25 protein-coding genes and 1 pseudogene are annotated in these 25,787 nt (G+C 71.9%); 16 read left to right on the top strand and 10 right to left on the bottom strand.

Annotation, left to right across the window (positions count from 1 at the left end; genetic code table 11):
- Positions 1 to 9 precede the first annotated feature (9 nt).
- From BX283_RS25320 to BX283_RS25290, 6 genes and pseudogenes are all read left to right on the top strand, one after another.
- On the top strand, positions 10 to 1,113 hold the full coding sequence (locus BX283_RS25320; RefSeq protein WP_101389786.1) for a hypothetical protein: 1,104 nt from the start codon (positions 10 to 12) through the stop codon (positions 1,111 to 1,113).
- A gap of 151 nt (positions 1,114 to 1,264) precedes the next feature.
- A complete protein-coding gene (gene msrA / locus BX283_RS25315; protein WP_101389785.1) occupies positions 1,265 to 1,930 on the top strand; it encodes a peptide-methionine (S)-S-oxide reductase MsrA in 666 nt (221 codons plus the stop codon).
- 161 nt (positions 1,931 to 2,091) lie between these two features.
- Positions 2,092 to 2,300 (top strand): annotated as a pseudogene (locus BX283_RS25310) (hypothetical protein).
- A complete protein-coding gene (locus tag BX283_RS25305) occupies positions 2,284 to 2,799 on the top strand; it encodes a DUF6879 family protein (RefSeq protein WP_101389784.1) in 516 nt (171 codons plus the stop codon). Before BX283_RS25310 ends, BX283_RS25305 begins: the two are co-directional and overlap by 17 nt.
- Complete coding sequence (locus BX283_RS25300; RefSeq protein WP_101389783.1) at positions 2,796 to 3,635, top strand: helix-turn-helix transcriptional regulator; 840 nt, start codon at positions 2,796 to 2,798, stop codon at positions 3,633 to 3,635. Before BX283_RS25305 ends, BX283_RS25300 begins: the two co-directional genes overlap by 4 nt.
- A 264-nt stretch (positions 3,636 to 3,899) precedes the next feature.
- The gene (locus BX283_RS25290; protein ID WP_101389781.1) at positions 3,900 to 4,115 is read left to right on the top strand and encodes a hypothetical protein; all 216 of its coding nucleotides are present in this window, start codon (positions 3,900 to 3,902) and stop codon (positions 4,113 to 4,115) included.
- A 32-nt stretch (positions 4,116 to 4,147) separates the two neighbouring features.
- Here the strand turns inward: BX283_RS25290 and BX283_RS25285 are convergent, their stop codons facing one another.
- Positions 4,148 to 5,317: an AAA family ATPase gene (locus BX283_RS25285; protein WP_101389780.1), complete on the bottom strand. Its 1,170-nt coding sequence runs from the start codon at positions 5,315 to 5,317 to the stop codon at positions 4,148 to 4,150.
- Between the two features lie 199 nt (positions 5,318 to 5,516).
- On the opposite strand from BX283_RS25285, the gene BX283_RS25280 reads away from it, so the two are divergent.
- Positions 5,517 to 7,115 (top strand): hypothetical protein, encoded by a 1,599-nt coding sequence (locus tag BX283_RS25280; protein ID WP_101392567.1) that lies wholly within the window; start codon positions 5,517 to 5,519, stop codon positions 7,113 to 7,115.
- 244 nt (positions 7,116 to 7,359) lie between these two features.
- Here BX283_RS25280 and BX283_RS25275 read toward each other — a convergent pair whose 3' ends face one another.
- On the bottom strand, positions 7,360 to 8,397 hold the full coding sequence (locus tag BX283_RS25275) for an NAD(P)-dependent alcohol dehydrogenase (protein WP_101389779.1): 1,038 nt from the start codon (positions 8,395 to 8,397) through the stop codon (positions 7,360 to 7,362).
- 163 nt (positions 8,398 to 8,560) lie between these two features.
- On the opposite strand from BX283_RS25275, the gene BX283_RS25270 reads away from it, so the two are divergent.
- Positions 8,561 to 9,472: a helix-turn-helix domain-containing protein gene (locus BX283_RS25270; protein ID WP_101389778.1), complete on the top strand. Its 912-nt coding sequence runs from the start codon at positions 8,561 to 8,563 to the stop codon at positions 9,470 to 9,472.
- Positions 9,473 to 9,574: 102 nt separating this feature from the next.
- Here BX283_RS25270 and BX283_RS25265 read toward each other — a convergent pair whose 3' ends face one another.
- A complete protein-coding gene (locus BX283_RS25265; protein WP_101389777.1) occupies positions 9,575 to 10,840 on the bottom strand; it encodes an Ig-like domain-containing protein in 1,266 nt (421 codons plus the stop codon).
- A gap of 135 nt (positions 10,841 to 10,975) precedes the next feature.
- Entirely contained in the window at positions 10,976 to 11,326 is a 351-nt protein-coding gene (locus tag BX283_RS25260) for a hypothetical protein (RefSeq protein ID WP_101392566.1), read from the bottom strand.
- Positions 11,327 to 11,435: 109 nt separating this feature from the next.
- Here BX283_RS25260 and BX283_RS25255 point away from each other — a divergent pair, with 109 nt between their 5' ends.
- Positions 11,436 to 11,711: a hypothetical protein gene (locus tag BX283_RS25255; RefSeq protein ID WP_101389776.1), complete on the top strand. Its 276-nt coding sequence runs from the start codon at positions 11,436 to 11,438 to the stop codon at positions 11,709 to 11,711.
- A 67-nt stretch (positions 11,712 to 11,778) separates the two neighbouring features.
- On the opposite strand, the gene hutH is transcribed toward BX283_RS25255, so the two are convergent.
- From hutH to BX283_RS25230, 5 genes are all read right to left on the bottom strand, one after another.
- A complete protein-coding gene (hutH, locus tag BX283_RS25250; protein WP_101389775.1) occupies positions 11,779 to 13,320 on the bottom strand; it encodes a histidine ammonia-lyase in 1,542 nt (513 codons plus the stop codon).
- A gap of 160 nt (positions 13,321 to 13,480) precedes the next feature.
- Positions 13,481 to 14,635, bottom strand: coding sequence for a sensor domain-containing diguanylate cyclase (locus BX283_RS25245; protein ID WP_101389774.1), 1,155 nt, complete (start codon positions 14,633 to 14,635; stop codon positions 13,481 to 13,483).
- A gap of 69 nt (positions 14,636 to 14,704) precedes the next feature.
- Entirely contained in the window at positions 14,705 to 15,505 is an 801-nt protein-coding gene (locus BX283_RS25240) for an enoyl-CoA hydratase/isomerase family protein (protein WP_101389773.1), read from the bottom strand.
- A gap of 161 nt (positions 15,506 to 15,666) precedes the next feature.
- Positions 15,667 to 16,824 carry an adenylate/guanylate cyclase domain-containing protein gene (locus BX283_RS25235; protein ID WP_101389772.1) on the bottom strand — a complete coding sequence of 386 codons (1,158 nt, stop codon included), beginning with the start codon at positions 16,822 to 16,824 and terminating at the stop codon, positions 15,667 to 15,669.
- 152 nt (positions 16,825 to 16,976) lie between these two features.
- Complete coding sequence (locus tag BX283_RS25230) at positions 16,977 to 17,837, bottom strand: biotin--[acetyl-CoA-carboxylase] ligase (protein WP_101389771.1); 861 nt, start codon at positions 17,835 to 17,837, stop codon at positions 16,977 to 16,979.
- Positions 17,838 to 17,972: 135 nt separating this feature from the next.
- Here BX283_RS25230 and BX283_RS25225 point away from each other — a divergent pair, with 135 nt between their 5' ends.
- The 4 genes from BX283_RS25225 (at position 17,973) to BX283_RS25215 (ending at position 20,663) form a co-directional block, all read left to right on the top strand.
- Positions 17,973 to 19,574 (top strand): acyl-CoA carboxylase subunit beta, encoded by a 1,602-nt coding sequence (locus tag BX283_RS25225; protein WP_101389770.1) that lies wholly within the window; start codon positions 17,973 to 17,975, stop codon positions 19,572 to 19,574.
- A 9-nt stretch (positions 19,575 to 19,583) separates the two neighbouring features.
- A complete protein-coding gene (locus tag BX283_RS25220) occupies positions 19,584 to 19,790 on the top strand; it encodes an acyl-CoA carboxylase epsilon subunit (protein WP_101389769.1) in 207 nt (68 codons plus the stop codon).
- An 84-nt stretch (positions 19,791 to 19,874) separates the two neighbouring features.
- Entirely contained in the window at positions 19,875 to 20,003 is a 129-nt protein-coding gene (mmpB, locus tag BX283_RS41695) for a morphogenic membrane protein MmpB (protein WP_257583798.1), read from the top strand.
- Between the two features lie 39 nt (positions 20,004 to 20,042).
- Positions 20,043 to 20,663 (top strand): nucleoside triphosphate pyrophosphatase, encoded by a 621-nt coding sequence (locus BX283_RS25215; protein ID WP_180357246.1) that lies wholly within the window; start codon positions 20,043 to 20,045, stop codon positions 20,661 to 20,663.
- A gap of 15 nt (positions 20,664 to 20,678) precedes the next feature.
- On the opposite strand, the gene BX283_RS25210 is transcribed toward BX283_RS25215, so the two are convergent.
- Complete coding sequence (locus BX283_RS25210; RefSeq protein ID WP_101389767.1) at positions 20,679 to 21,137, bottom strand: hypothetical protein; 459 nt, start codon at positions 21,135 to 21,137, stop codon at positions 20,679 to 20,681.
- A gap of 381 nt (positions 21,138 to 21,518) precedes the next feature.
- On the opposite strand from BX283_RS25210, the gene BX283_RS25205 reads away from it, so the two are divergent.
- The 3 genes from BX283_RS25205 (at position 21,519) to BX283_RS25195 (ending at position 25,785) form a co-directional block, all read left to right on the top strand.
- Complete coding sequence (locus tag BX283_RS25205; protein WP_101389766.1) at positions 21,519 to 23,273, top strand: biotin carboxylase N-terminal domain-containing protein; 1,755 nt, start codon at positions 21,519 to 21,521, stop codon at positions 23,271 to 23,273.
- 87 nt (positions 23,274 to 23,360) lie between these two features.
- On the top strand, positions 23,361 to 24,773 hold the full coding sequence (locus BX283_RS25200; RefSeq protein WP_143676454.1) for a DUF423 domain-containing protein: 1,413 nt from the start codon (positions 23,361 to 23,363) through the stop codon (positions 24,771 to 24,773).
- Entirely contained in the window at positions 24,766 to 25,785 is a 1,020-nt protein-coding gene (locus BX283_RS25195; RefSeq protein WP_101389764.1) for a hypothetical protein, read from the top strand. Before BX283_RS25200 ends, BX283_RS25195 begins: the two co-directional genes overlap by 8 nt.
- The last annotated feature ends 2 nt before the right edge of the window (positions 25,786 to 25,787 follow it).

The raw sequence follows: 25,787 nt of genomic DNA, 5'->3' as shown, positions 1-25,787 counted from the left end.
GCTTGAGGCATGCAGATTCTCTGGATCCTGATCGCCGCGTGCATGCTGACGATGGCCCTGAGCCCGTGGCTGCGGCGGCGCCGGGCCGGCATCCAGCTGGCCGAGCCGGGCGCGCCCGACGCCGCGGACCCCGCGGAGTACGGCTTCGCGCGCCAGGAGGAGCTGGACGTACGGCTGCCGGGCCCGGACCAGGACCTCCTGGACGTACTGGACGTGGTGCAGGCCACCCAGGACTGGCGGGCGGCGGCGCAGCTGCTCGCGGGCACGCCCAAGGAGGGCGAGCTGCGCTGGCAGCGCGTCCAGGCCTTCGCGGGCGCGGCCTCGCTGGAGCTGGCGCAGCGCCCCGGCGTCGGCGGCGCGTGGCTGCGCAAGTGGCGCTCGGAGTCGCCCAAGGACGCGGGGGCGGCGCAGGTGCACGCGGAGTTCCTGGTCCAGCAGGCGTGGCGCTCGTCGTCGGCCGGTCAGGACGACTTCCGCATCATCCTGGAGGAGGCCCGCGCGGTCTGCGCGGAGGCGGCGCTGCTGGCCCCCGGCGACCCGATCCCGTACATCGTCGAACTGGCGGTGGCCCGCGGCCTCGGCTACCCCCACCCCGAGTTCGAGCAGCTCTGGGCCAAGGTGATCGACCGCGCCCCGCACCACATGGGGGCGCATCTGTCCGCCCTCCACTACTGGTGCGAGAAGTGGCACGGCTCGCGCGCGCTGGCGGACGAGTTCGCGACGTCGGCGGCGGCGCGGGCGCCGCACGGCTCGCTCCTGGCCGCACTGCCGCTGTTCGCGGTGTACGAGCACATGCCCGACATCGTCCTGGTCACGGACTTCCACCGCACGATGGTGGTGAGCCGCGCCCTGGAGGGCGCCCTGCACGCGGTCCACTCGGCCCGCCCCGACGACCCGGTCCTGGCCCACGTCCGCCACCTGCTGGCGTTCTTCCTGGTCCGCGCGGAGCGCTGGTCGGAGTCGATGGACCAGTTCGTCCACCTGGACGGCTTCGTGGGCGCCCTGCCGTGGACGCTGTCGCAGGACCCGGCGGAGCAGTACGCGATATACCGGGCGCTGGCGGTGGCCGGGTACGAGGCGAACGGGGGGAACCCGGCGACGCTGCCGCGCTGAGGCGGGGTCGCGCCGAGGGCGGCTCGGGGGGCCGGGCAACCGGGGGAATCCAGCCCTGCCCTCGTACGTTGCAAGGGGTGGACCCGAACCCGCCCCCACAGCCATTGCCACTGCCATTGCCACAGCCGCAGCCCTGGCCGAGGAGCCCAGCATGTTCCTGCACAGCCGCACGCCCGTCCTCCCCGAGCCCGAGGAGGCCCTGAAGGGCCGCCCCGAGCCGCAATTCACCGTCCCCGACCGCCACACGGTCCTGGGCAACCCGCTGCAAGGCCCCTACCCCGAGGGCCTGGAGGTGGCGGACTTCGGCCTGGGCTGCTTCTGGGGAGCCGAGCGCAAGTTCTGGCAGACGGAGGGCGTGTGGACGACCCTGGTCGGCTACCAGGGCGGATACACGCAGAACCCCACGTACGACGAGGTCTGCTCGGGCATGACGGGCCACACGGAAGCGGTCCGGGTGGTCTACGACCCGAAGACCGTCTCGTACGACTCCCTCCTGAAGCTCTTCTGGGAGTCCCACAACCCCACCCAGGGCTTCCGCCAGGGCAACGACGTGGGCACCCAGTACCGCTCCGCGATCTACACCCACTCGGCCACGCAGGAGGCGGCGGCCACCGCGTCCCGCGAGGCCTACCAGAAGGTCCTGACGGCGTCGGGCCACGGCGAGATCACGACGACGATCCTGCCGGCGGAGGGCCGCACGTTCTACCCGGCCGAGGCGTACCACCAGCAGTACCTGGACAAGAATCCGGGCGGGTACTGCGGGATCGGGGGGACGGGGGTCTCCTGCCCGATCGGGGTGGCCAGGGCGGACGGCTGACCCGGCTGAGCCCGGGCTGACCGAGCGGCCGAGCCCGTGCGCTCGACACGGGTTTATGCCAAGACGCGCATAGTCGCATTCACGCATGGACGGCTGTGCCCGCCCCTCGTACCGTCGTGGCGACAGGCCCCAACCAGGGTCCTGGAACAGGGGGTTCGGCCATGGCGCGGAAAGAACTGACCCGGCTCACCGGTAACGGCAACGGCGGCCCATGCGGAGAAGAGGACTGCCCGAATGTCTACCGCACGGCCTCCGGCTCCATCGTCGTCCAGGAGACCTCTCCCAAGCGTTCACGCCACCGGCCGGGGAAGGGCTCGTCGAGATTCCGGAAGAGGTACTGCGGGAGGCCGTGCGTGCTCTTGGATGGTGACGAGTGGCGGGTGATGTTTCGTGACTTCCGCGCGGAAGCCTGGCGACTCGAAACGCTTCCGCAGTACCTGATGCCGCACGAAGAGGCAGAGATCCAGGCATTCAGGGACGGCAAGCGCATCGACCTCCAGTCCTACAGGTCCGGCTACACCGACCGGATCAAGAGGCAACACGCGGAAGGCAGGACGAACGGGCGCGTTCGCATTCTCACCCGCCCGCTCTCCGAGTATCTGCGATTCGAGTTCTCTCGCTATTACGAGCCTCACGTGCTGGCCGGAGAGGACATTCGCATCCTCGATGTGACCGACCGAGAGAACCCCTTGGTCGACGTTCAGGATTTCTGGCTCTTCGATCGCTCCACGGTCGTGCTCATGAACTACGGTCCGGACGGCAGACAGATCAGTCGCGAACTGTACGAGGGCGACCCCGCGCCGTTTCTCGCGTATCAGCACATCGCGGTAACCGAGTCCGTGCCCTTCTCGGAGTACGTGAACGGGTGACGTTCGAGCCTGAACAGCTGGGCCAGTCCACAGAGGAGTTGGCGGCCACGCTGAAAGGACTGCGCAAGGCGGCCGGTCTCTCCGGGGACCGGCTTGCCAAGCGAATGAACATCTCCCAGTCCAAGGTGAGCCGGATCGAGAACGCCAGGGTGCGGCCGTCCATTGTGGACGTGGAGCAGTATCTGAGGGGCGTTGACGCTCCCCCGGAAGCAATCGACCGGGTCATGTCCCTGGCCCGGCTCGCGAACACCGAGTGGCGAAACCTGCGGAATCTGCGACGCGCGGGGCTGGGGACTCGGCAGGCGGAGTTGAAGGCGCTGGAAGCCTCCTCCGGGCACATGCGGTACTTCCTGCTGTCGCTGATCACCGGCCTGCTCGCCACTCCGGAATACATTCGTGCCAGCCTGACGCATTCACCGGCCGATACCAGCAAGGCCGTCGCGGGAAAACTGGAGCGTCAACAGGTTCTCTATGACACGTCGAAGCGGTTCACGTTCATCCTGACCGAGCAAGCCGTACGGTTCCCCCTCGTCGGCCCACACGCCATGGCCGTACAGACAGACCGACTGGCCTCGCTTACGCACCTGCCGAACGTACGGCTGGGAGTCATCCCTGTCGGTACACGAACGCCAGGACTCCCCCTGAATACGTTCACGATCTATGACGACAGGATGGTCACTGCCGAGCTGACCACGGGATCAATAGTGTTCCGAGATGCACGGGACATCAGGTCCTACCTCGACGAGTTCGCCGGATACGAAGAGCGGGCCCTGTTCGATGAAGCAGCCAGGGAGAAGTTACGGGAGTGGTCGTCGGCCTGCCGCGGTGATCTTTAGTCCACAACGCGAATGGATCTGGGCTGCCGCTACGGCTGGGTGAATCATTGCCGTGTCAGAGCGAATGGCGGGAGGCCATATGAAGAATCAGCAACCGCAGGGATACGGCCTGACGGAACTACCGTCCGACCCCTCTGCCGTACCCGGCTGTTCCCCCTGCCTGTCCGTCGTGGTCGCGCGCGAGAATGCGCGCTCGCGAGGTGACTACAGCGGAGTCTCCGACCGCAATGTGGAGTTGCGTCAGCATCGAGAGGCGGCGCACTGATGGAGATGCGGGCATGGCGCGACGGCTGGGGCCGGGCCGAGGAGGCCACGCGGGCCTTGAAGGTGGCCCTTGAGGGGCTGGGCGTGCCCGAGGGGCAGACGGTTCGGCTGCGGCCCACCGTGAGTGGTCGGGGCACGCCCTGGGTGGATGTCGGGATGGTTCCGGCACATGTGGCCGTGCGGATCGCCGAGGCCGTGGTGGCCGGGGCGCCTTGAGAGCTCCGGGCCCTTCCCGCTCCCCGCGCCCCTCACCTCTTCGGCCAATGCCACAGCGGCTCGTCCAGCATTCCCTGGCCCTCGACCACCGTGCGGCCGAACTCCTTGACCAGTTCTATGACGTTGGCCCGGCGCGACAGGGCCTGGGCCAGGGGGCGGGCGTGGGTGACGACCACCATCTGGGTGTGGGTCGTCGCCTGGCGGATCAGGTCGGCCAAGGGGGGCAGGAGGTCCGGGTGGAGGCTGGTCTCCGGCTCGTTGAGGACCATCAGGGCCGGGGGGCGGGGGGTGAGCAGGGCCGCTGCCCAGAGCAGGTAGCGCAGAGTGCCGTCGGAGAGTTCCGCCGCCGTCAGGGGGCGCAGCAAGCCGTGCTGGCGGAGCCGGAGTTCGAGGCGGCCGCCCACCAGGTCGATCTCCACCCGGCTGCCGGGGAACGCCGCGTCGACCGCCTCGTCCAGCGCCTCCCGGTCCCCGATCTCCCGGATCGTCTGGAGCGCGGCGGCGAGGTCCGCGCCGTCCCCGCTCAGGACCGGGGTACGCGTGCCGACGTGCGTCCCCCGCGCGGGCGCGTGCGCGTCGGTGCGGACGTGGTCGTAGAAGCGCCAGGCGCGGATCTGCTCGCGCACCGCCAGCACGTCCGGCGCCCGCTGCGGGTCCGCGAGCTCGCCCAGCATCGAGTCGTACGGCCGGATCTCGCCCGACGAGCGGTGCCACCTGCCGTCCGCCGCGCGCACCTTCACCGCCGGGCCCGACCGCTCGGAGAGCACCGACGCCGGGCGCAGCACCGGGCCGCTCCAGATCGCCTCGCGCTTGATCTCGGGGTCGAGCGTGAAGAGCGAGTCGGGGTCGCCCGCCGCGCCTCCGGGGTGCCCGAAGTCGACCGCGTAACCGAACTCGTCCCCCGCGAAGCCCAGCCGCAGGCTCACCGGTTCGGTGCGGACCGTGCCCTGGAGCGGGCGCAGGCCCTCGCGGACCGCGCGGCTCGTCTTCTCCGGGCCCGCCCACAGCGTCGACGGCAGCCCGCCCTCGCGCGCGAGGGCGGCGACCGCGCCGCCGCGCGCGGAGTCCGCGAGCAGCCGCAGTGCGCGGTACAGCGACGACTTCCCGGTGCCGTTGGCGCCCGTCACCACGTTGAGGCGGTCGAGGGGCACGACGAGGTGCCGCAGTGACCGGTAGTTCTCGACGGCGAGTGTGGTGATCATGCCTTCGAGCGTAGGGAAGGGGTCTGACAATCGCCCCTGGAAGCCCCTGGAGGGAGATGGAAGGAGATGGGCCACCGGGCTTGTCAGTGGCCGCCCGTAAGGTGGGCCGGTGGGCATCAGCCAGGTCCTGCGGGCCGATACGAGCAGGGATCCAGCCGCCTCGCCACCGCGCGGAAGGTGGCTGCGGCCCGAGTTGCGCGTGCCCGCCGTGGTGACGCTGACGGTCCTTCCGCTGTACGCGGTGTGGGCGCTGTTCCTCGCCACCGGCGGCGGCGATCTCGCGGCCCAGCTCGCCTGGGCCGGTTTCGCGTCCCGGCATCCGGGGTCCGCGTACAACCTGTCCTGGTACGGCGGCGCGCACACCGCCAACTACAGCCTGCTGACGCCGTGGCTGATGGCGGCGTTCGGGGTGCGCACGGTGTCGGTGGTGGCGGGCGTCGCCAGTACGTGGCTGATGGCCCTCCTCTTCGTACGGGCGGAGGGCGCTCGGGGCGGGCGGCTCGGGGGTGACGGGCCGTGGCGGGGGGTGTGGCCCGCGCTGCTCGCGGCGGCGGCGCTGTGGTGCAACGTCGTGTCGGGGCGGACGACGTTCGCGACGGGCGTCGTCTTCGCGCTCGCGGCGTGTCTATTGGTGCAGGGGGCGGGGCCGGGTCTCGGGGCAGTGCAGCGCTCCAGGACGCGACTGGTGCTCGCGGGTGTGAGCAGTGCTCTCGCCACCATGGCCAGCCCCGTCGCCGGGCTCTTCCTGCTCGTCGTCGGTGCCGCGTACGGGCTCGATCGGCAGTGGCGCAAGGCCGCCGCCCTGAGTGTGCCGCCGTGCGTGATCGTCGCGGCCACCACCCTCCTCTTCCCCTTCGAGGGCGAACAGCCCATGCAGCTGGGCAAGTTGTGGATGCCGCTCGGCGTCTGCGCCGCGCTGCTGGTCGCCGCGCCGCCGACCCGTACGTGGCGGGTCGTTCGGGCCGGGGCCGCCGTGTACGCGGTGGGGGTCGTCCTCACGTTCCTGGTGGCCTCGCCCGTCGGCACCAACGTGGAGCGGCTGCTCGGGCTCGCCGGGCCGCCCATGCTGCTCGCCGCGCTCCTCGCGCCCGGGCTCGACCGTACGCGCCGGGTCGTGCTGGCCGTGGTGCTGCTCATCTCCGTCAACTGGCTGCGCGACAAGACGCTCGACGACACCGGGGTGTCCACGGTCACGCCCGCGTGGGCGTCGCACACCGACGGGCTCGTCGACGAGTTGCGTCGGCTCGGCGCGGACCGGACGCGGGTGGAGGTGGTGCCCGCGCGCAACCACCGCGAGGCGGCGGTGCTCGGCGCGTACGTCAACAACGCGCGGGGCTGGAACCGGCAGTTGGACGTGGAGCGGGGGCGTCTGTTCTACGACGGGTCGTTCTCGGCGGGGGCGTACCGGGCGTGGCTCGACCGGTGGGCCGTCGGGCTCGTCGCCATCCACGACGGTCGGCCGGACGGGCCCGCGACGGCGGAGGCCGCGCTCGTACGGGGTGGTGTGCCGTGGCTGGAGCGGGTGTGGGGGGACGCGCACTGGGCCGTCTACCGGGTGCGGGGGGCTGTGCCATTGGTGTCCGCGCCGGGGGTGGTGGTGCGGGGGGACGACGCGACGCTGGACGTTCGGATGTCGCGGGCGGGGTCGGCGACGGTGCGGGTCGCTTATTCGCCGTGGTTGCGGGCGGAGGGGGCGTGTGTGTCGCGGGATGGGGAGTGGACTCGGCTCACCGTTCCACGGGCGGGGGTCTACCGGCTGGAGTCGCCTTATCGGTGGGGGCGTGGGGGTGGGTGTTGAGGGGGGTGGGTTAAGGGGGGCACGTTGTCTGCGGGCCGGTGGCGGGCTGGTCGCGCAGTTCCCCGCGCCCCTCAAGGGAATCCCGGCAGCCGGAGAACCCAGCTCAGCCACAGACCACCTGGGGGCGCGGGGAACTGCGCGAGCAACCCACTACCGGCCCGCAGACAAAGGCCGGGCGCGAAAAGGGGCGCGGGGAACTGCGCGACCAGCCACCCACACACCCGCAGACAAAGCCCGGGCCGTCTCAGATCGTCGCCGTGTCGATCACGAACCGGTACCGCACATCGCTCGCCAGCACCCGCTCGTACGCTTCGTTCACCTGGTCCGCGCGGATCAGCTCGATCTCCGCGCCCAGGCCGTGCTCGGCGCAGAAGTCCAGCATCTCCTGGGTCTCCGCGATGCCGCCGATCATCGAACCGGCGAGGATCTTGTTGCCGCCGATGAGGCCGAACATGTTGAGCTGGTTGGGCTCCTCGGGGGCGCCCACGTTCACCAGCGCGCCGCCCGGCTTCAGGAGCCCGAGGTAGGCGCCGAGGTCCAGCGGGGCCGAGACCGTGGAGACGATCAGGTCGAGGGAGCCCGCGAGCTGCTCGAACGTCTTCGGGTCGCTGGTGGCGTGGAAGTGGTCGGCGCCCAGCTTCAGGCCGTCCTCCTGCTTGCGCAGCGTCTGGCTGAGCACGGTCACCTCGGCGCCGAGCGCGTGCGCGATCTTGACGCCCATGTGGCCGAGGCCGCCCAGGCCCAGGATCGCGACCTTCTTGCCGGGACCCGCCTGCCAGCGCTTGAGCGGCGAGTAGAGCGTGATGCCCGCGCACAGCAGCGGCGCGGCGACGTCAAGGGACAGGGCGTCGGGGACGCGGACCGCGAAGCGCTCGGAGACGACGACGTGGGTGGAGTAGCCGCCGTAGGTGGGCTCGCCGTCGCGGCCGATGGCGTTGTACGTGCCGACGGCCTGGGCGCAGAACTGCTCCTGCCCGGCCGCGCACTGCGCGCACTCGCCGCAGGAGTCGACGAAGCAGCCGACGCCGACGCGGTCGCCGACGGCGTACTTGGTGACGCCGGGGCCCACCTCGGTGACCACACCGGCGATCTCGTGGCCCGGGACCATCGGGAAGATGGCCTCGCCCCAGCCCTCGCGGGCCTGGTGGATGTCGGAGTGGCAGATGCCGGCGTACTTGATCTCGATCAGGATGTCGTGCGTGCCGACGGCGCGGCGCTCGATGGTGGTGCGCTCCAGCGGGGCCTTGGCGGCGGGGGCGGCGTAGGCGGCGACGGTGGTCATTGCCTTGACTCCTCGGGATTCTCGGGTACGCCGTCCACGGTGCCGCAGCGGCCGCCCGCCACCCAGCCCCCTGTTCTGCGTACGTCCGCCGTGCGTACGCCCCGTGTGCGTACTACTGGCAGGGTCAGGCTCACGGTCGTACGACGGCGGATACTGGGTTGTCATGGACCAGCGTGCCGAACTCAGCGAATTCCTCCGCTCCCGCCGGGCCCGGCTCAAGCCCGGGGACGTGGGCCTGCCCGACTTCGGGCGGCACCGCCGGGTGCCGGGGCTGCGCCGGGAGGAGCTGGCCCAGCTGGCCGGGGTGTCGGTCGCGTACTACACCCGCCTCGAACAGGGGAACGGGCAGAACGTGTCGGCCGAGGTGCTCGACGCGATCGCGCGGGCGCTGCGGCTGACCGACGCCGAGCAGCAGCACCTCACCCACCTGGCCAAGCCGACCGCGACCAAGAAGAAGAAGGCCGGGGGCGGGCGGCAGGCGGCGGTGCGGCCGCAGCTGCACCATCTGATCGACTCGATGGAGGCGGTCCCGGCGTACATCCTGGGCCGCCGGCTCGACCTGCTGGCCTGGAACCGGATGGCCGCCGCCCTCATCGGCGACTTCGTCGACCTCCCGGCGGAGGAGCGCAACTTCGCCCGCCACATCTTCCTCGACCCGACCGCCCGCGAGCGGTATCTGGAATGGGAGGACAAGGCGGTCGAGGTAGTGGGGGTGCTGCGGCTGTGCGCGGGCTGCTACCCGGACGACCCGCTGCTCACCGCCCTGGTGGGCGAACTGTCGGTCAAGAGCGACGAGTTCCGTACGCTGTGGGCCGCCCACACGGTCCGCCAGAAGGGCCACGGCACCAAGCGGCTGCACCACCCGCTGGTGGGCGAGCTGACGCTGTCGTACGAGACGCTGAAGCTGCCCGAGGAGCACGATCTGTCGCTGGTGACGTACTACGCGGAGCCGGGCTCGCCGTCGGCGGACTCGCTGCGGCTGCTGGCGAGCTGGGCGGCCGCCCCCGACCCCTCGGGTCCCGACGGCCGCCCGGCCTCCGCCACCCCGCCGACGCGCTCCCGGCCGTCCTCGTGATCGCGCCGCCGACGCGTTCCGGGTGATCGTCGCCTTCGCCGGGAACGCGAACGGCCGCGCCCGGAGAACCGGGCGCGGCCGCCGCGCGGGGACCGTACGGGATCAGACCGCCGAACCGGCCTTCCAGGCCGCCCAGCCCATGTTCCAGTCGCTGAACCCGTTGTCCGGCGCGATGGTCTTGTCGCCGGTGTTCTTGACGACGACCACGTCACCCACGATCGAGTGCTCGTAGAACCACGCGCCCGCGGTCCCCGGGTCACCCGCACCCTTCGTGTCGGAGAGTCCGACACAGCCGTGGCTGGTGTTGGCGCTGCCGAAGATGGACTTGGCGCCCCAGTAGTTGCCGTGGATGAACGTGCCGGACGCGGAGAGCCGCATCGCGTGCGGGACGTCCTTGATGTCGTACTCGCCCTTGCCGTCACCGTCGGTGAAACCGACCGTCGCACCGTTCATCCGGGTCTCCTTGAACTTCTCGGAGATCACCATGGTGCCGTTGTACGTCTTGTGGTCGGGCGCACCCGCGGAGATCGGGATCGTCTTGACGGTCTTGCCGTCCTGCGTGACGGTCATCTGGTGGGTCTGGGCGTCCACCGTGGAGACCTGGTTGCGGCCGATCTTGAAGGTGACCGTCTTCTCCTGCACGCCGGTGACGCCCGGCTTGCCCTCGACGCCGTCCAGGTCGAGCTTCATGGTGACGGTCGAGCCGGACTTCCAGTAGTCCTGCGGGCGGAAGTCCAGGCGCTGCGCGCCGAACCAGTGGCCGACGACCTCCTGGCCGCTGCTGGACGTCACCGTGATGTGGGACTGGACGTCCTTCTTGTTGGCGATCGCCTTGTCGAACGTCACCGACACGGGCATGCCCACGCCGACCGTGGAGCCGGACTCGGGCGTGAAGTTGCCGATGAAGCTGTTGGCGGGCGAGACCGTCGCGAACGAGGCGTTCTCGTGGGCCTCGCGGCCCTTCGCGTCCTGCGCGGTCGCCGTGATCTTGTACTTGGCGGAGCGCTTCAGCGCCTTGTCCGGCACCCAGCTCAGCCCGTCCGCGGAGATCTTGCCGGCGACCGGCGTGCCCTCGGCGGACGTCATGACGACCGAGGTCAGCTTGCCGTCGGCGACGGAGACCTTGGTGTCGTTGTTGATGCCGACGTTGTCGGCGCCGTTCTTGGGCGTGATGGTGATCTTCGCGTCGGAGGTGTCCTTCTCGGCTGCCTTGTCGACCTGGGACTGCGCCGTCTTCGAGGCGTCGGCGCCGCCCTTGTCCTTGCCGTCGTCGTTGCATGCCGACAGCAGCAGTACGCCGCCGAGCACCGCGGACGCGGCCACGAGACCCTTGCGGCGCTTACTCTCCGTTATCACACGCTTCTCCATCGTTGCCGGTCCCCCAAGCCATCGACCAAGCCGTCGACTGAACAACATAGCCACTGAGGCTGTGGTTCCTTTTGCGGAGGAGGTGTGGGAAACACCACCCGGGCCGGACAAACCGGCCCTGTGGCTCCTCGGACGTCACGGCCTCGGGCCGTCGTCCCCGTCCTCCTCGTCGCTCTCATCTTCCTCGTCGAGGTCCCAGTCCTCGTCGTCGGGGTCGTACTCGATCTCCTCGCTGCTCCAGGAGGCCTGCGCGAGCTCGACCCCCGGCACCTCGGCGACCAGGTCGAACGGGTCGACCAGATACGCCAGGGCCTCCGCCTCGTCTTCCCGCACCGCCGACCGGGCATGCGCGCGCTCCTGGTCCGGAAGGAGCTCGTCCGCCGCGATGCGCTCCAGGGCCGCGCCGGTCAGCGCCTCCGGGTCGTCGATCTCCAGTACCAAATCCACTCGGAGGCGGACATAGCGTGGTGTCTCTTCTGTGGTCATGCGACGGAGCGTAGGGCTCGGGACCTCCACGACTTTCCTGCGACCCGCTGCTTTCACTAGCATCGGTCCACACCACCAATTCGCCGTATCCACAAGGGGGATCGACTAGGTGTCCGTCGCTCGCCGGCCTCTGCTCACCGCCACCGCGGCGGGCTCGCTGCTCTGCGCTCTGTGGTTCGTCCCATCGGCCAACGCCACGGACGGGAAGCCACCGTCGGCCCCCGCCCGTTCGACGGCCGCCACCGCGGGCACCCAGGCTGATCTCGCGCTCGCCGACACGGGCACCGTGGACACGTCCCCGTACCTCTTCGGCGGCACGCTGTTCCTGGGCCTGGGCGCCGGTTTCGTCGCCTTCTCGGTGCGCAGGGCGCGACAGCAGTACTGAAGCGCTCGTGCGTGAAGGGGCGCCCGGGAAGTTCCCGGGCGCCCCTTCACGTATGTGCGTACGGGTGTCAGGCCAGCGGGCCGGTCACCGGCTCCACCGCCGCGACCAGCTGCCCGCTGCGCACGAACGCGTCGGCGGCGGCCAGGTCGGGGGCGAGGAAGCGGTCCGGGCCGGGACCGCCGACTCCGGCCTCGCGGGCGGCCTTGATGGCGGCCTGGGAGGCGGGCGCGGGGGTGAGGCCGTGGCGCAGCTCGATGCCGCGGGTCGCCGCGTACAGCTCGACGGCGATGATCCGGGTCAGGTTGTCGATCGCGGTGCGCAGCTTGCGGGCGGCCGACCAGCCCATGGAGACGTGGTCCTCCTGCATGGCGGAGGACGGGATCGAGTCGGCGGAGGCCGGGACGGCCAGCCGCTTCATCTCGCTCACCAGGGCGGCCTGCGTGTACTGGGCGATCATCAGACCGGAGTCGACGCCGGCGTCGTCCGCGAGGAACGGCGGCAGGCCGTGCGAGCGGTTCTTGTCGAGCAGCCGGTCGGTGCGGCGCTCGGCGATGGAACCGAGGTCGGCGGCGGCGATCGCCAGGAAGTCCAGGACGTAGGCGACCGGGGCGCCGTGGAAGTTGCCGTTGGACTCCACGCGCCCGTCCGGCAGGACGACCGGGTTGTCGACGGCCGAGGCGAGCTCGCGCTCGGCGACGGTGAGGGCGTACGCGATGGTGTCGCGGCCCGCGCCCGCGACCTGCGGGGCGCAGCGCACCGAGTACGCGTCCTGGACGCGCGGGGCCTCGTCCTGCTGGAAGTGCCCGGTCAGGCCCGAACCCTTCAGCACGGCCAGCATGTTGGCGGCGGAGGCGCCCTGGCCGGGGTGCGGGCGGATGGCGTGCAGCTCGGGCGCGAGGACCTTGGCGGTGCCGAGCAGCGCCTCCAGGGAGAGCGCGGCCGTGATGTCGGCGGAGGTGTAGAGCTTCTTCAGGTCCGCGAGGGCCATGATCAGCATGCCGAGCATGCCGTCGGTGCCGTTGAGGAGGGCCAGGCCCTCCTTCTCGCGCAGCACGACGGGCTCGATGCCGGCCTCGGCGAGGAGCTCGCCGGCGGGCCGCACGACACCGTCGGGGCCCTCCGCGTCGCCCTCGCCCATCAGGGTCATCGCACAGTGCGAGAGCGGCGCGAGGTCGCCGGAGCAGCCGAGCGAGCCGTACTCGTGGACGACCGGGGTGATGCCGGCGTTCAGGATGTCGGCCATCGTCTGGGCCACGGAGGGGCGTACGCCGGTGTGGCCGGAGGCGACGGTCTTCAGCCGCAGGAACATCAGCGCGCGCACGACCTCGCGCTCCACGCGCGGGCCCATGCCGGCGGCGTGCGAGCGCACGATGTTGCGCTGGAGCTGGGCGCGCAGGTCCGGGCTGATGTGCCGGGTGGCGAGGGCGCCGAAGCCGGTGGAGACGCCGTATACGGGCTCCGGCTTGGCGGCGAGGGCGTCGACGATCTCGCGGGCTCTGGCGAGGGCGTCGAGGGCTTCGGCCGAGAGCTCGATACGGGCGCCCTGACGGGCGACGGCGACGACGTCCTCCGGGGTCGTCCCGGACGTCCCCACCACGACAGTGTGCATATCCATATTCAGCAGCGTACGTATTGAATCGCCATGTGTCACTAGCCCCCGGGCCCCAGAAGGGGCGGCCCGAAGGGGCGCATCCAAGGGGCGCGGGGAACTGCGCGACCAGCCATCCACGGTCCGCAGACGAACGAGGGGCCGGGCGCAGCCCGGGAAGTCAGCCCCGGCCCCGGAAGCGGCGCCGCTCCGCCCGCTCCGGCACAGGCGCGTCCGCCAGCTGCACCACCGCCCCGTCCCGCCCCGCCACCACCGGCGCATCGGAGCGCGCCGCCTTCGCCCGGTACTGCGCGGCGTCCGCGAGACGGAACAGGCGACGGGCCGAGCGCACCGGCCCGATGGGGTCACCCGTCGACGCGACCCCGCACGCGACCCCCTCCCCCAGCTCCAACTCCCCCGCCCGCAGGCACAGTTCGGCCGCGACCTCGACGACGTCGTCCGGCGGCGGACCCACCGACAGCAGGCAGAACTCGTCGCCGCCCAGCCGCGCCGCCAGCGCCCCCGGCAGCTTCGCCCCGCACAGCGACAGCACCGAGCCGAAGCGTTCGAGGAGCCGGTCCCCCACCGCGTGGCCCCGGGTGTCGTTGACCCGCTTGAGCCCGTTCAGGTCGCACACCACCAGGCTCACCACCGAGCCGTCCCGCCGATGCGCCTCGACCGCCTCGTCAAGGCGTACGTCCACCGCCCGGCGGTTGGCCAGGCCCGTCAGCGGGTCGGTGAAGGCGAGGCGGCGGACCTCCTCCAGGCGTTCGGTCTGGGCGATCCCGGCCGCCGCCACCGACGCCAGGACGGTCGCGAAGTCCGCGTCGGACGCGTCGAAGACGGGCGCGCCCACCGGCCGGGCCACATACAGCTCGCCCCACGCCCGCCCGTGCAGCACGATCGGCGCGACCACGCAGCAGCCGCGCCCGCGCCGCCGCAGCGCGGTGACCCGCTCGTGGCAGTAGCCCGCCGCGTCCCCGGGCCCGGCGGCCGTCTCCACCCAGGCGTTGGGCTCGCCCCCGCCGGCCCACCGCTCGTGCAGGAACTCGGTGATCTCGGGGAACTGGTGCACCGGATACGTCTCGTCCTCCGGGAACTCCTCCTCCCCCTCGGCCCGTTCGCCCGCGTTCACCAGGACCCGCAGCCGCCCCAGCTCCCGCTCCCATGTGGAGAGCGCGGCGAAGTTCCCGGCGAGCGCGTCCCGCGCGCCGAGCGCCGCCGCCCGCCAGGACTCGCGCGGGGTGTGGGCCGCCGCCATGGCCTGCGCCAGCGACACCACGGCCCGCAGCCGTACGTCCTCGGTCCCGCCGACACCCTCGCCCTCACCGCGCATCCCTCCAGCTTAGGGAGGTTTGCCCCGTTTTGATCAGTTGGCCGGGCCCGGGCCGACTACAGGATCAGCTCACTCGCCCGGCCACTGCGGCTTCCGCTTCTCGTTGAACGCCGCGACGCCCTCCGCCCGGTCCCCCGAGAACGCCACCGACCGCCACGCCGCGTCCTCGACCTCCAGGCCCGCCCGCAGGTCGAGCCCGTGTCCCAGCCGCATGGCCCGCTTGGCCGCGCGCAGCCCGACCGGCGAGTTCGCGGCGATCCGCGCGGCCAGCGCCAGCGCCTCGTCGCGGTCCTCGCCCTCGCCCACGAGCACGTCGACCAGGCCGAGGTCGCGCGCCTCCGCGGCCTCCACCCGCCGTGCGGTGAAGACCAGTTCGGCCGCCCGGGCCGCGCCCACGCGCCGGGGCAGCAGCTGCGTACCGCCGCCGCCGGGGATGACGCCGACCGAGACCTCCGGCAGCCCGACGACGGCCGTCGCGTCCGCCACGATCAGGTCGCAGGCGAGCGCCAGCTCGAACCCGCCGCCGAGCGCGAAGCCGTGCACGGCGGCCACGGTGGGCATGGGCAGGTCGAGGACGCCGGTGTAGCAGGCGCGTGCGGTGGGGCGCTGGCGCACCAGCTCGGCATCGGTGAAGGAGTTGCGCTCCTTGAGGTCGGCGCCCACGCAGAAGGCCCGCTCGTGCGTGGAGGTCAGCACGACCGCCCTCGCGGAGGGGTCGGCGGCGAGCGCGTCGCAGGCGGCGGCGATCGAGCGGGCCATCTCGGTGGAGACCGCGTTCATCGCCTTGGGCCGGTCGAGCACCAGCTCGGCGACGTACCCGTGCCGCCGCACGCCGACGAACTCCCCGTACCGCTGCTCATCCGTGCCCATGAGAACCCTCCCGACGACGTTAACGAACGTTACGTCGGGATCTTAGGCAGGCACGTCAGCGCCCCGTAAGGGGCACGGGGCTGTGACACGTGCGGCTCCGCCGCGCGGGCGCGACCGGCCCACGGCGGCCCGCACCGGAAAACGCTCAGGCGGCAGCAGGCTCAGGCCCCACGCCGGTGCAGCATCCAGGGCTCGACCACCCCGAGCCCGCGCACGGGCCGCTGCCACATCGGCTGGAGCGCGAAGCGGTACTTGGGGGGCTCCTCGCCCTCCTTCTCCGCCTTCGCGGCCTCCTCGGCGGCCTGCGTCTCCGACACCGGCGCGTCGCCCGTACGCGCGAGCTCCTCCGCGAAGGCGCCGTCCACCAGCACCGAATCCTTGGGCGCTATCGAGGTGAGCCTGCTGGCCAGGTTCACGGTCGTGCCGAAGACATCGCCCATCCGGGTGGTGACCGTGCCGAAGGCGATCCCCACGCGCAGCGCGGGCATCGTCTCGTCGTGGCCCATCGTCTCGATCAGCCGGAGCGATATCTCCGCGGCCGTACCGGCGTCGTCGGCGGCGAACAGGACCTCGTCGCCGAGCGTCTTGATGAGCCGGCCGCCGTGCGCGGCGACCAGGTCGGCCGCGGTCGTCTCGAAGGCCTCGACGAGCTCGCCGAGCTCCTCCTCCTCCAGGCGCCGGGTGAGCCGGGTGAAGCCGACGAGGTCGGCGAAGCCGACGGCGAGCCGCCGGTCGACCATCTCCTCGTCGTCGGCGGCCTGCACCACGCGCCCGGTGGCGGCGGCCAACTGGCGCCGCCACACGTACACCAGGAACTCCTCCAGCTCCGGCAGGAGCAGCTCCACCAGCGGATACGTGACTTCCGTACGGGTCATACCGGGCTCGGGCGGCTCGGTCAGGCCCTCCAGGAAGGAATCGATCTGCCATTCGGCCAGCCGGGCGGTGGTCTGCCCGGTGGAGCGGGCCACCTGCACCGCCATGGGCTCGCTGAGCAGCCCCGCCTCGACCAGACCGGCGAGGCGCCGCAGCGCCAGCACGTCGGCCTCGGTGAGCGCCTTGGCCTGCCCGATGTCCGCGAACCCCATGGCCCGCCAGAACCGCGAGGCCAGCTCCATGGAGACGCCCGCGGTCCGGGCCGCCTGGAACGGCGTGTACCGCCGGTCCGCGCCCAGGATCAGCTGCTCCAGACGGATGGCGAGCGGATCGGCGGTGGGCTCGGCGGTGTGGTCCACGACGTGGTGCGGGGTCGGGTACGCGGAGGGCGCCGGCTCCGAGGGGGGGCCGGCACCCTCACCGGACTGCGTGTCGTCGACGGTCACCAGCCGCCTCCTGCCCGTTCCCTGCGCACTTCCCTGCCGATCTGTCGCTGGATCGGGCTCCACGATACGGCAGGTGTGCCGTAGCTCACGTCCTCGCACCCGTTGCCTTGTCGCCCGACGTCACCCGGCGGCGGTGTGCGGGAACCACCGGCTCAGCCGGCCGCCGGGCGCAGGTGGACGATGTCGCCCGCCGCCACGGGCTCCCGTCCGCCCCCTTCCGTGGCGAGCACCAGCCGTCCGTCCGCGTCCACCGCGACGGCTTCCCCGGTCACCGAGCGGTCACCGGGGAGCTCGGCGCGCACGGTACGGCCGAGCGTGGCGCAGCCCGCCGCGTATGTCTCCTGGAGCCGGGACGCCGCCGGGTCGCCGCCCGCCTCGCGCCAGTCCACGTACCACTGCTCCAGGGAGCGCAGCACGGCCCGCAGCAGCGTCTCGCGGTCGGTCGAGATCGCGTCGGCCAGCGCCAGCGACCCGGCGGCGGGCACCGGCAGTTCGTCGGCGCGCAGGGTGACGTTGAGGCCGATGCCGACCACCACCGCGTCCTCGCCCGCCCGCTCGGCGAGGATCCCGCCCGCCTTGCGCTCCTCGCCGCCGACGGTGACCAGCAGGTCGTTGGGCCACTTCAGCGACGTGTCGACGCCCGCGGCCCGGGACAGGCCGGTGGCGACGGCCACCCCGGTGAGCAGCGGCAGCCAGCCCCAGCGGTCCACCGGGACGCCCGCGCCGGGCCGCAGCAGTACGGAGAAGAAGAGGCCGGAGCGGGCCGGCGCCGACCAGCTGCGGTCGAGGCGGCCGCGCCCGGCGGTCTGCTCCTCGGCCACCAGGACCGCGCCCTCGCGGAGCTCCTCGGCCCGGGCGGTGAGGTCGGAGTTGGTCGAACCGGTCGCCTGGACCACGTCCAGGGAGGTCCACAGGGCGCCGGGCCGCACCAGGGCGTGGCGCAGGGCGGAGGCGTTGAGAGGGGGCCGGTCGAGGTCGGACCAGCGGCTTTCGGATGCGTCCTGGGGCGTCATACGAGCCAGGTTAGGCGCGCGGGCGCAAGCGCACCCCGGTGTGGCAAACGACGCACTGCCGAACGGTATCCGCGCCACTACCCTACGAGTCAGTAGCCAGCCGAAACCCGTGACCAGGCAGGGAGCCGCATCCCGATGTCCGAGCCGGAGCAGCAAGACGTGACTGACATCCACACGACCGCGGGAAAGCTCGCGGATCTGCAGCGCCGCATCGAAGAGGCGACGCACGCCGGCTCCGAGCGGGCTGTGGAAAAGCAGCACGCCAAGGGCAAGTTGACCGCCCGTGAGCGGGTCGACCTGCTCCTCGACGAAGGGTCGTTCGTCGAGCTCGACGAGTTCGCCCGGCACCGCTCGACCAACTTCGGGATCGAGAAGAACCGCCCGTACGGAGACGGTGTCGTCACCGGTTACGGCACGGTCGACGGGCGCCCGGTGTGCGTCTACTCCCAGGACTTCACCATCTTCGGCGGCTCGCTCGGCGAGGTCTACGGCGAGAAGATCGTCAAGGTCATGGACTTCGCGCTGAAGACCGGCTGCCCGGTCATCGGCATCAACGACGGCGGCGGCGCCCGTATCCAGGAGGGCGTGGTCGCGCTCGGCCTGTTCGCCGAGATCTTCCGCCGCAACGTGCACGCCTCGGGCGTGGTCCCGCAGATCTCCCTGATCGTCGGGCCCTGCGCGGGCGGTGCGGTCTACTCCCCCGCCATCACCGACTTCACGGTGATGGTCGACCAGACCTCGCACATGTTCATCACGGGACCGGACGTCATCAAGACGGTCACCGGCGAGGACGTCGGCTTCGAGGAGCTGGGCGGCGCGCGCACCCACAACACCACCTCGGGCGTGGCGCACCACATGGCGGGCGACGAGAAGGACGCGATCGAGTACGTCAAGTCGCTGCTGTCGTACCTGCCTTCGAACAACCTGAGCGAGGCCCCGGCCTTCCCCGAGGAGGCCGACCTGGAGCTCTCGGACTCCGACCGGGAGCTGGACACGCTCATCCCCGACTCCGCGAACCAGCCGTACGACATGCACACGGCCATCGAGCACGTCCTGGACGACGGCGAGTTCCTGGAGACCCAGGCGCTGTTCGCGCCGAACATCATCACCGGCTTCGGGCGCGTCGAGGGCTTCCCGGTCGGCATCGTCGCCAACCAGCCGATGCAGTTCGCCGGGTGCCTGGACATCAACGCCTCCGAGAAGGCCGCGCGCTTCGTGCGCACCTGCGACGCCTTCAACGTGCCGGTGATCACCTTCGTGGACGTGCCGGGCTTCCTGCCGGGCGTGGACCAGGAGTACGGCGGCATCATCCGGCGCGGCGCCAAGCTGATCTACGCGTACGCGGAAGCCACCGTCCCCCTCATCACGGTCATCACCCGCAAGGCGTTCGGCGGCGCGTACGACGTCATGGGCTCCAAGCACCTGGGCGCCGACCTCAACGTGGCCTGGCCGACCGCGCAGATCGCGGTGATGGGCGCGCAGGGCGCGGTGAACATCCTGCACCGCCGCACCATCGCGGCCGTCACGGACCCCGAAGAAGCAGAGGCCACGCGCGCGGAGCTGATCGCCGACTACGAGGACACGCTCCTCAACCCCTACATCGCGGCCGAGCGCGGATACGTGGACGCGGTGATCATGCCGTCCGAGACCCGTGCGCACATCGTGCGGGGCCTGCGTCAGCTGCGGACGAAGCGGGAATCCCTCCCCCCGAAGAAGCACGGCAACATCCCCCTGTAAGGAGCCGCTGTGATCAAGGTCGTACGGGGCAACCCGACCCCCGAGGAGCTGGCCGCCGCACTGGCGGTGGTCCAGGCGCGCGCCGCGGCGACCGCCTCCGCGTCGTCCGGTGCGCCGCTGCCCCCCGAGGAGTGGTCCACCCCGGCCCGCATCGCCCGCCACCCGGTGCCGAGGCCGGGGCCGCGGTCCTGGGCGCGGACGTACTGGCCCTCGTAGCCGCCGCGCCGACGGCGCCCCCAGGGGGTGCTTGAGTACCCGTACTCAGGCGCCCCCGGCCCTCGCGGCCGCAGTATCGAAGGCATGCTCTGGTCCGACCCGAAGAACGAGCCGCCGAAGGAACTGCGCGACGCACAGGCGATGATGCGGCGCGCGGGCCTGGTGCTGGCGCTGCTCATGGTCCTGGGGATGTTCGTGGTCAGCCTGCACTGACCTGCGCCCCGGCCGGGCGGCGGCCCCGCGCTGTCTACGATGACCCGTATGACTGCCGCCGCTCGCCGCCTCGTCCTCGCCTCCGCCTCGCCCGCCCGGCTCGGTCTGCTGCGCCAGGCCGGCCTCGCCCCCGAGGTCATCGTCAGCGGGGTCGACGAGGACGCCCTCACCGCCCCCACCCCCGGCGAGCTCGCCCTCGTCCTGGCCGAGGCCAAGGCCGACGCGGTCGCCGCCCGCCCCGAGGCCGCCGGGGCCCTGCTGATCGGCTGCGACTCGGTCCTGGAGCTGGACGGCGAGGCGCTGGGCAAGCCCGCCGACGCCGAGGAGGCCACGGCCCGCTGGAAGTCCATGCGCGGCCGCGCCGGGGTGCTGCGCACGGGCCACTGCGTCATCGACACGGCGAACGGCCGCCGCGCCTCGGCGACGGCGTCCACCACGGTCCGCTTCGGCGAGCCGAGCGACGCGGAGATCGCCGCGTACGTGGCGAGCGGCGAACCCCTGCACGTGGCGGGCGCGTTCACCCTGGACGGCCGCTCGGCCCCGTTCGTGAACGGCATCGACGGCGACCCGGGCAACGTGATCGGCCTGTCGCTGCCGCTGCTGCGGACGCTGCTGGCGGAGCTGGGGATCGGGATCACGGAGCTGTGGGTGGCCCGGTAGGGGCTGCGAAACCGCTCAGGCGGCGGCAGGCTCGGGCGGGCCGCCGTCACCCGACGGGGCGGCGTCGACCGGCTCCGCGGGCACGCGGGGCGCGTACATCAGCAGCACCAGCACGATCAGCGCCAGCACCACCATCATGAACGCGAAAGCGGTCCAGCCCACCAGACCGACCGTCAGCGCCCCCAGCAGCCCGTGGGTCACCGCGCAGGTGATGAGCAGGATCCGCCCGAACCGCCCGGGCGCCCGGTCCCGTACGCCCGTGAGCAGCAGGACGATTCCGCACATCGCCAGGTAGAAGCCGAAGACGCCGCCCATCGCATACGTCGTGTGGGACATCGTGTCCGAGTCGACCCCGCCCAGGGACATGTTCTGCTGATGGACGGCGTGTCCGAAGAACCAGTTGATCAGGACGATGCCGACGGCTTCGGCCAGAAGAACGATCGCGGCCACCACAGCCACCGGTCTGCGCGCCACGGCGCACCCCCCTGCTTCCACCCAGCCCCTGTTACCGCTAGTACGTCTTACAACCGAACGCTACTAACCGGTAAACCCCTGGGCAAGGGTCCGGACGACAGAGGGAGCACGATCTTCCGACCGCAAAGAATCATTCCGCCATTCGTAGGGACTCCACAAAGAATGTGAGGGCCTCGCTGGCCCCGGGGACAGAGACCTTGACCACACCAGAACGCTAATGTGCCGGGCAGGGACCCGGCGTACCGTGGTGCGACAAGGGATTTCGCGACATGAGCGAGCCGCGGGTCACACTCCGTGTGGGCAAGCTCACCACGGGGGACGGGTCGTGGGCCGGTGTACGGCTTCCCTAAACTCAGCTTGTTTTTCAAGGAGGGAGCCATCGTGCGCAAGGTGCTCATCGCCAACCGTGGCGAAATCGCTGTCCGTGTCGCCCGTGCTTGCCGGGACGCCGGGATCGGGAGCGTAGCCGTCTACGCCGATCCGGACCGGGACGCTCTGCACGTCCGCGCGGCCGACGAGGCGTTCGCCCTGGGCGGTGACACCCCGGCCACCAGCTACCTGGACATGAACAAGGTCCTCCAGGCGGCCCGGGACTCGGGAGCCGACGCCATCCACCCCGGCTACGGCTTCCTCTCCGAGAACGCCGAATTCGCCCAGGCCGTCCTGGATGCCGGCCTGACCTGGATCGGCCCGCCGCCGCAGGCCATCCGCGACCTGGGTGACAAGGTCGCCGCCCGCCACATCGCCCAGCGCGCCGGAGCCCCCCTCGTCGCCGGCACCCCCGACCCCGTCTCCGGCGCCGACGAGGTCGTCGCGTTCGCCGAGCAGCACGGCCTGCCCATCGCGATCAAGGCGGCCTTCGGCGGCGGCGGACGCGGCCTCAAGGTCGCCCGCACCCTCGAAGAAGTCCCCGAGCTCTACGACTCCGCCGTGCGCGAAGCCGTCGCCGCCTTCGGCCGCGGCGAATGCTTCGTCGAGCGCTACCTCGACAAGCCCCGCCACGTCGAGACCCAGTGCCTGGCCGACACCCACGGCAACGTCGTCGTCGTCTCCACCCGCGACTGCTCGCTCCAGCGCCGCCACCAAAAACTCGTCGAGGAAGCCCCCGCCCCCTTCCTGAGCCCGGAACAGAACGCGGAGCTGTATGCCGCGTCCAAGGCCATCCTCAAGGAAGCCGGCTACGTCGGCGCCGGCACCGTCGAGTTCCTCGTCGGCACCGACGGCACCATCTCCTTCCTCGAAGTCAACACCCGCCTCCAGGTCGAACACCCCGTCACCGAAGAAGTCACCGGCATCGACCTGGTCCGCGAGATGTTCCGCATCGCCGACGGCGAGGAACTCGGCTACGGCGACCCCGAGATCCGCGGCCACTCCTTCGAGTTCCGCATCAACGGCGAAGACCCCGGCCGCAACTTCCTGCCCGCCCCCGGCACCGTCACCCTCTTCAACCCGCCCACCGGCCCCGGCGTCCGCCTGGACGCCGGCGTCGAATCCGGCAGCGTGATCGGCCCCGCCTGGGACTCCCTGCTCGCCAAGCTCATCGTCACCGGCGCCACCCGCGAACAGGCCCTCCAGCGCGCCTCCCGCGCCCTGGCCGAGTTCAAGGTCGAAGGCATGGCCACCGCCATCCCCTTCCACCAGGCCGTCGTCACCGACCCCGCCTTCACCGCCGACCCCTTCCAGATCCACACCCGCTGGATCGAGACCGAATTCGTCAACGAGATCAAGCCCTTCACCGCCCCGGCCGACGCCGAGACGGACGAGGAGCCGGGTCGCGAGACGGTCGTGGTCGAGGTCGGCGGCAAGCGGCTCGAAGTCTCCCTCCCGTCGTCGCTCGGCATGTCGCTGGCCCGTACGGGCCTGGCGGCCGGGGCCAAGCCCAAGCGCCGCGCGGCCAAGAAGGCGGGCTCGGCGGCCTCCGGCGACTCGCTGGCGTCCCCGATGCAGGGCACGATCGTCAAGGTCGCCGTCGAAGAGGGCCAGGAAGTCCAGGAAGGCGACCTCATCGTCGTCCTGGAGGCCATGAAGATGGAACAGCCCCTCAACGCCCACCGCTCCGGCACCGTCAAGGGCCTGGCGGCGGAGGTCGGCGCGTCGGTCACCTCGGGCGCGCTGATCTGCGAGATCAAGGACTGAACTCCCGCAGCCGCATGAGCAGTTGAGGCCCCCGCCGGTTCACTCCGGCGGGGGCCTCGCCGCTGCGTACGGCGGTACGCTTCGGCGGTGCCGGATCAACCATCCTCCACCACTCGGCAGTTGATGTCCGGTGTCCATCTGGACACCCGGTACCGGAACGCCGTCATCGACGAGCTGTACGAGCACGGGGAGCGCTACAGCGCGCAGTCGTACGACGTCGACGCGGCCGCCGTACTGGCCGAGGCGCTGCACGCCCGCCGCACCGCCCTGCGCTGGGCCGTGCCGATGGCGCTCCTGTGGATCGCCGGACTCCTCTTCGCGGGCCCGCTGTACGTGCTGTACGCGGCCGGGTGCGCGGCCCTGTCCGGGGCGGTGGCCCTGCGCGCCGCGCGGCGCCCGGCCGCCCGGGTCACGGCGGGGGCGCTGCGGGTGCTGGGCGGCGCGGTGCTGGCCGCCTCCGCGGCACTCGCCGTGGCCACCGCCCGGACCGCCGACTGGCCCGAGGTCACCGCCGCGTTCGCGGGCCCCGTACTGATGGCGGGGGTGGCCGGGGCGCACCGGGCGGCGGTGTGGGGCCGTCTGCGGGTCATCCGGTCGTCCTACAGAGTTCCGACGCGGCCGGGTCGCATCAGCGCGCTGATCCAAGCGGACGGGATGTCACCGGTGACGATCTACCGGGACGCGACCCCGTTCCTCGGATCGGGAGCGGTACGGGACTCCCTGGCGCTGGCGACCGAAGTGCGCGGCCCCACCGGCGCGTTCGACGTGTCCGACGTGCTGAGAGGCATCGCGCGGGCCGTGGAGGCCGTACCCGGTCTCGCCGCCCAGGTCGACGAGCGTTTTCTGCTGCCGGACGAGGGGGTGTCCCATCGGCGTCTGCCTCCCTGGTCCCCGAACGGGCATCCGCCCTCCGCCCGCTGGCTGCGGATCGTCTCGCGCGGCCTCGGCTCCCAGCTGACCACCGTCTTCGTACAGATCCGGCTGGACGGCCCGGTCCTCTTCGTCCAGCAGGTCACCTGCGCCCTGCCGCCGGTGCGCCGGGAGTTCACCGTGCCGGGCAGGGCGTGGTCCTGGCCGGTCCGGGCGCTGACGGCCCCCGCGGCCCTCCCGGCCGAGCTGGGCGCCTGGTCGGTCCGGTGGATGCGGCGGTTCCCGTCGCCCCCGGGCGGCCCCCGCTCCTCCATCCGCGAACTGGCCGCCGAGCCGGACCTCCCGCCGCTGGCCGCCGCCGACGCCGGACGGATCTCGCGGACCGTGCACCTGCTGGTCCTGGGCGCCCTGCGCGCCACCCTGCGCGACCAGGGGCTGTCCGCGCCCGGCCTCGACGAGCGGCACCAGGAGTCGCACGTCGTCCACGGCGGCGGCATCTACATCGGCAACATGGCCGGCGGCTCCTTCGTGACCGGCGACTCCGGCCGCGCCGTCGGGACCACCCGCCACACCTCCCCCGGCCCCACCACCAACCCCGACGACGACTCCTGGGAAGACGACCTTGGGTGACATCGCCAAAGGGGTACTGGGAGGCGCCTGGTCGCTGCTCGTGGGGTGGATACTGCCGACCGCCCTCAACCTCGGGGTCCTCGCGCTCGCCGTCGCGCCGAGTCTGCGCCGGACCGCGGTGGCCCGGCGGCTGTGGCCGGACGCGGCGCCGGGCCCGATGCTGGTGCTGCTGACCGCGTCCCTGCTGTGCGGCCTGGTCCTCCACGCGCTGCAGAACCTCCTCTACCGGCTCCTGGAGGGGTACGTGCTGTGGCCCGCCCGCGCCTACGAGGCGGGGTGCCGGCGGGCGCGGGCCGCCCGCAGCGCGCTCGCCGACCGGACGCAGCTGCTCGGCCTGGAGCGGCGGGTCCGCGACGGAACCGCGCTCGGCCCGCTCGCCTCCGCCGATCTCGTACGCGTACGCAGCGATCCGCGCCTGGCCCGGGCCGTCCGCAAGGACCGGCTGCGGACCTCGGCGCAGCGCGGGCTGCTCCAGGAGCGGCTTAGCCGCTACCCGGTGGACCCGGCGCAGATCGCCCCGACCCGGCTCGGCAACGCGATCCGCCGCTTCGAGGAGTACGGGCAGAACCGGTACTGCCTGGACACCCAGCTCCTGTCGAACGAGCTGACCGGCGCCGCGCCCGACAAGCTCTGCCGCCAGGTCGAGCTGGCGCGGACCAGCGTCGACTTCTTCGTGGCGCTGCTCGCCGGGCACACCGCCGTCGCGCTCCTGGCGCTCGCCACCCTCCCGGCGGCCTCGGCCGACGTGCCGCCGCTGCTGACCGCCGCCGGGGCGCTGCTGGTCCTGGTGCCGCTCTGGTACCGGGCGGCGGTGGCCGCGACCGACGAGTGGGCGGCGGCCGTACGCGCCCTGGTGAACGCGGGCCGGGGGCCCCTCGCCGAGTCGCTGGGGCTCGTCCTGCCCAGGGAGCTCGCCGAGGAGCGCCGGATGTGGACCCTGGTGTCGCGGTTCTCGCGGATCCCCTTCCACGAGCGGGCGTCCGCACTGGACCGGTACCGGGCCGCCCCCTGAGC

This window comes from Streptomyces sp. TLI_146 (assembly GCF_002846415.1).
In the GTDB taxonomy this organism is placed as follows: domain Bacteria; phylum Actinomycetota; class Actinomycetes; order Streptomycetales; family Streptomycetaceae; genus Streptomyces.
The sequence above is the reverse complement of the archived record's forward strand: the minus strand, read 5'-3'. Positions and strand labels throughout refer to the sequence as shown.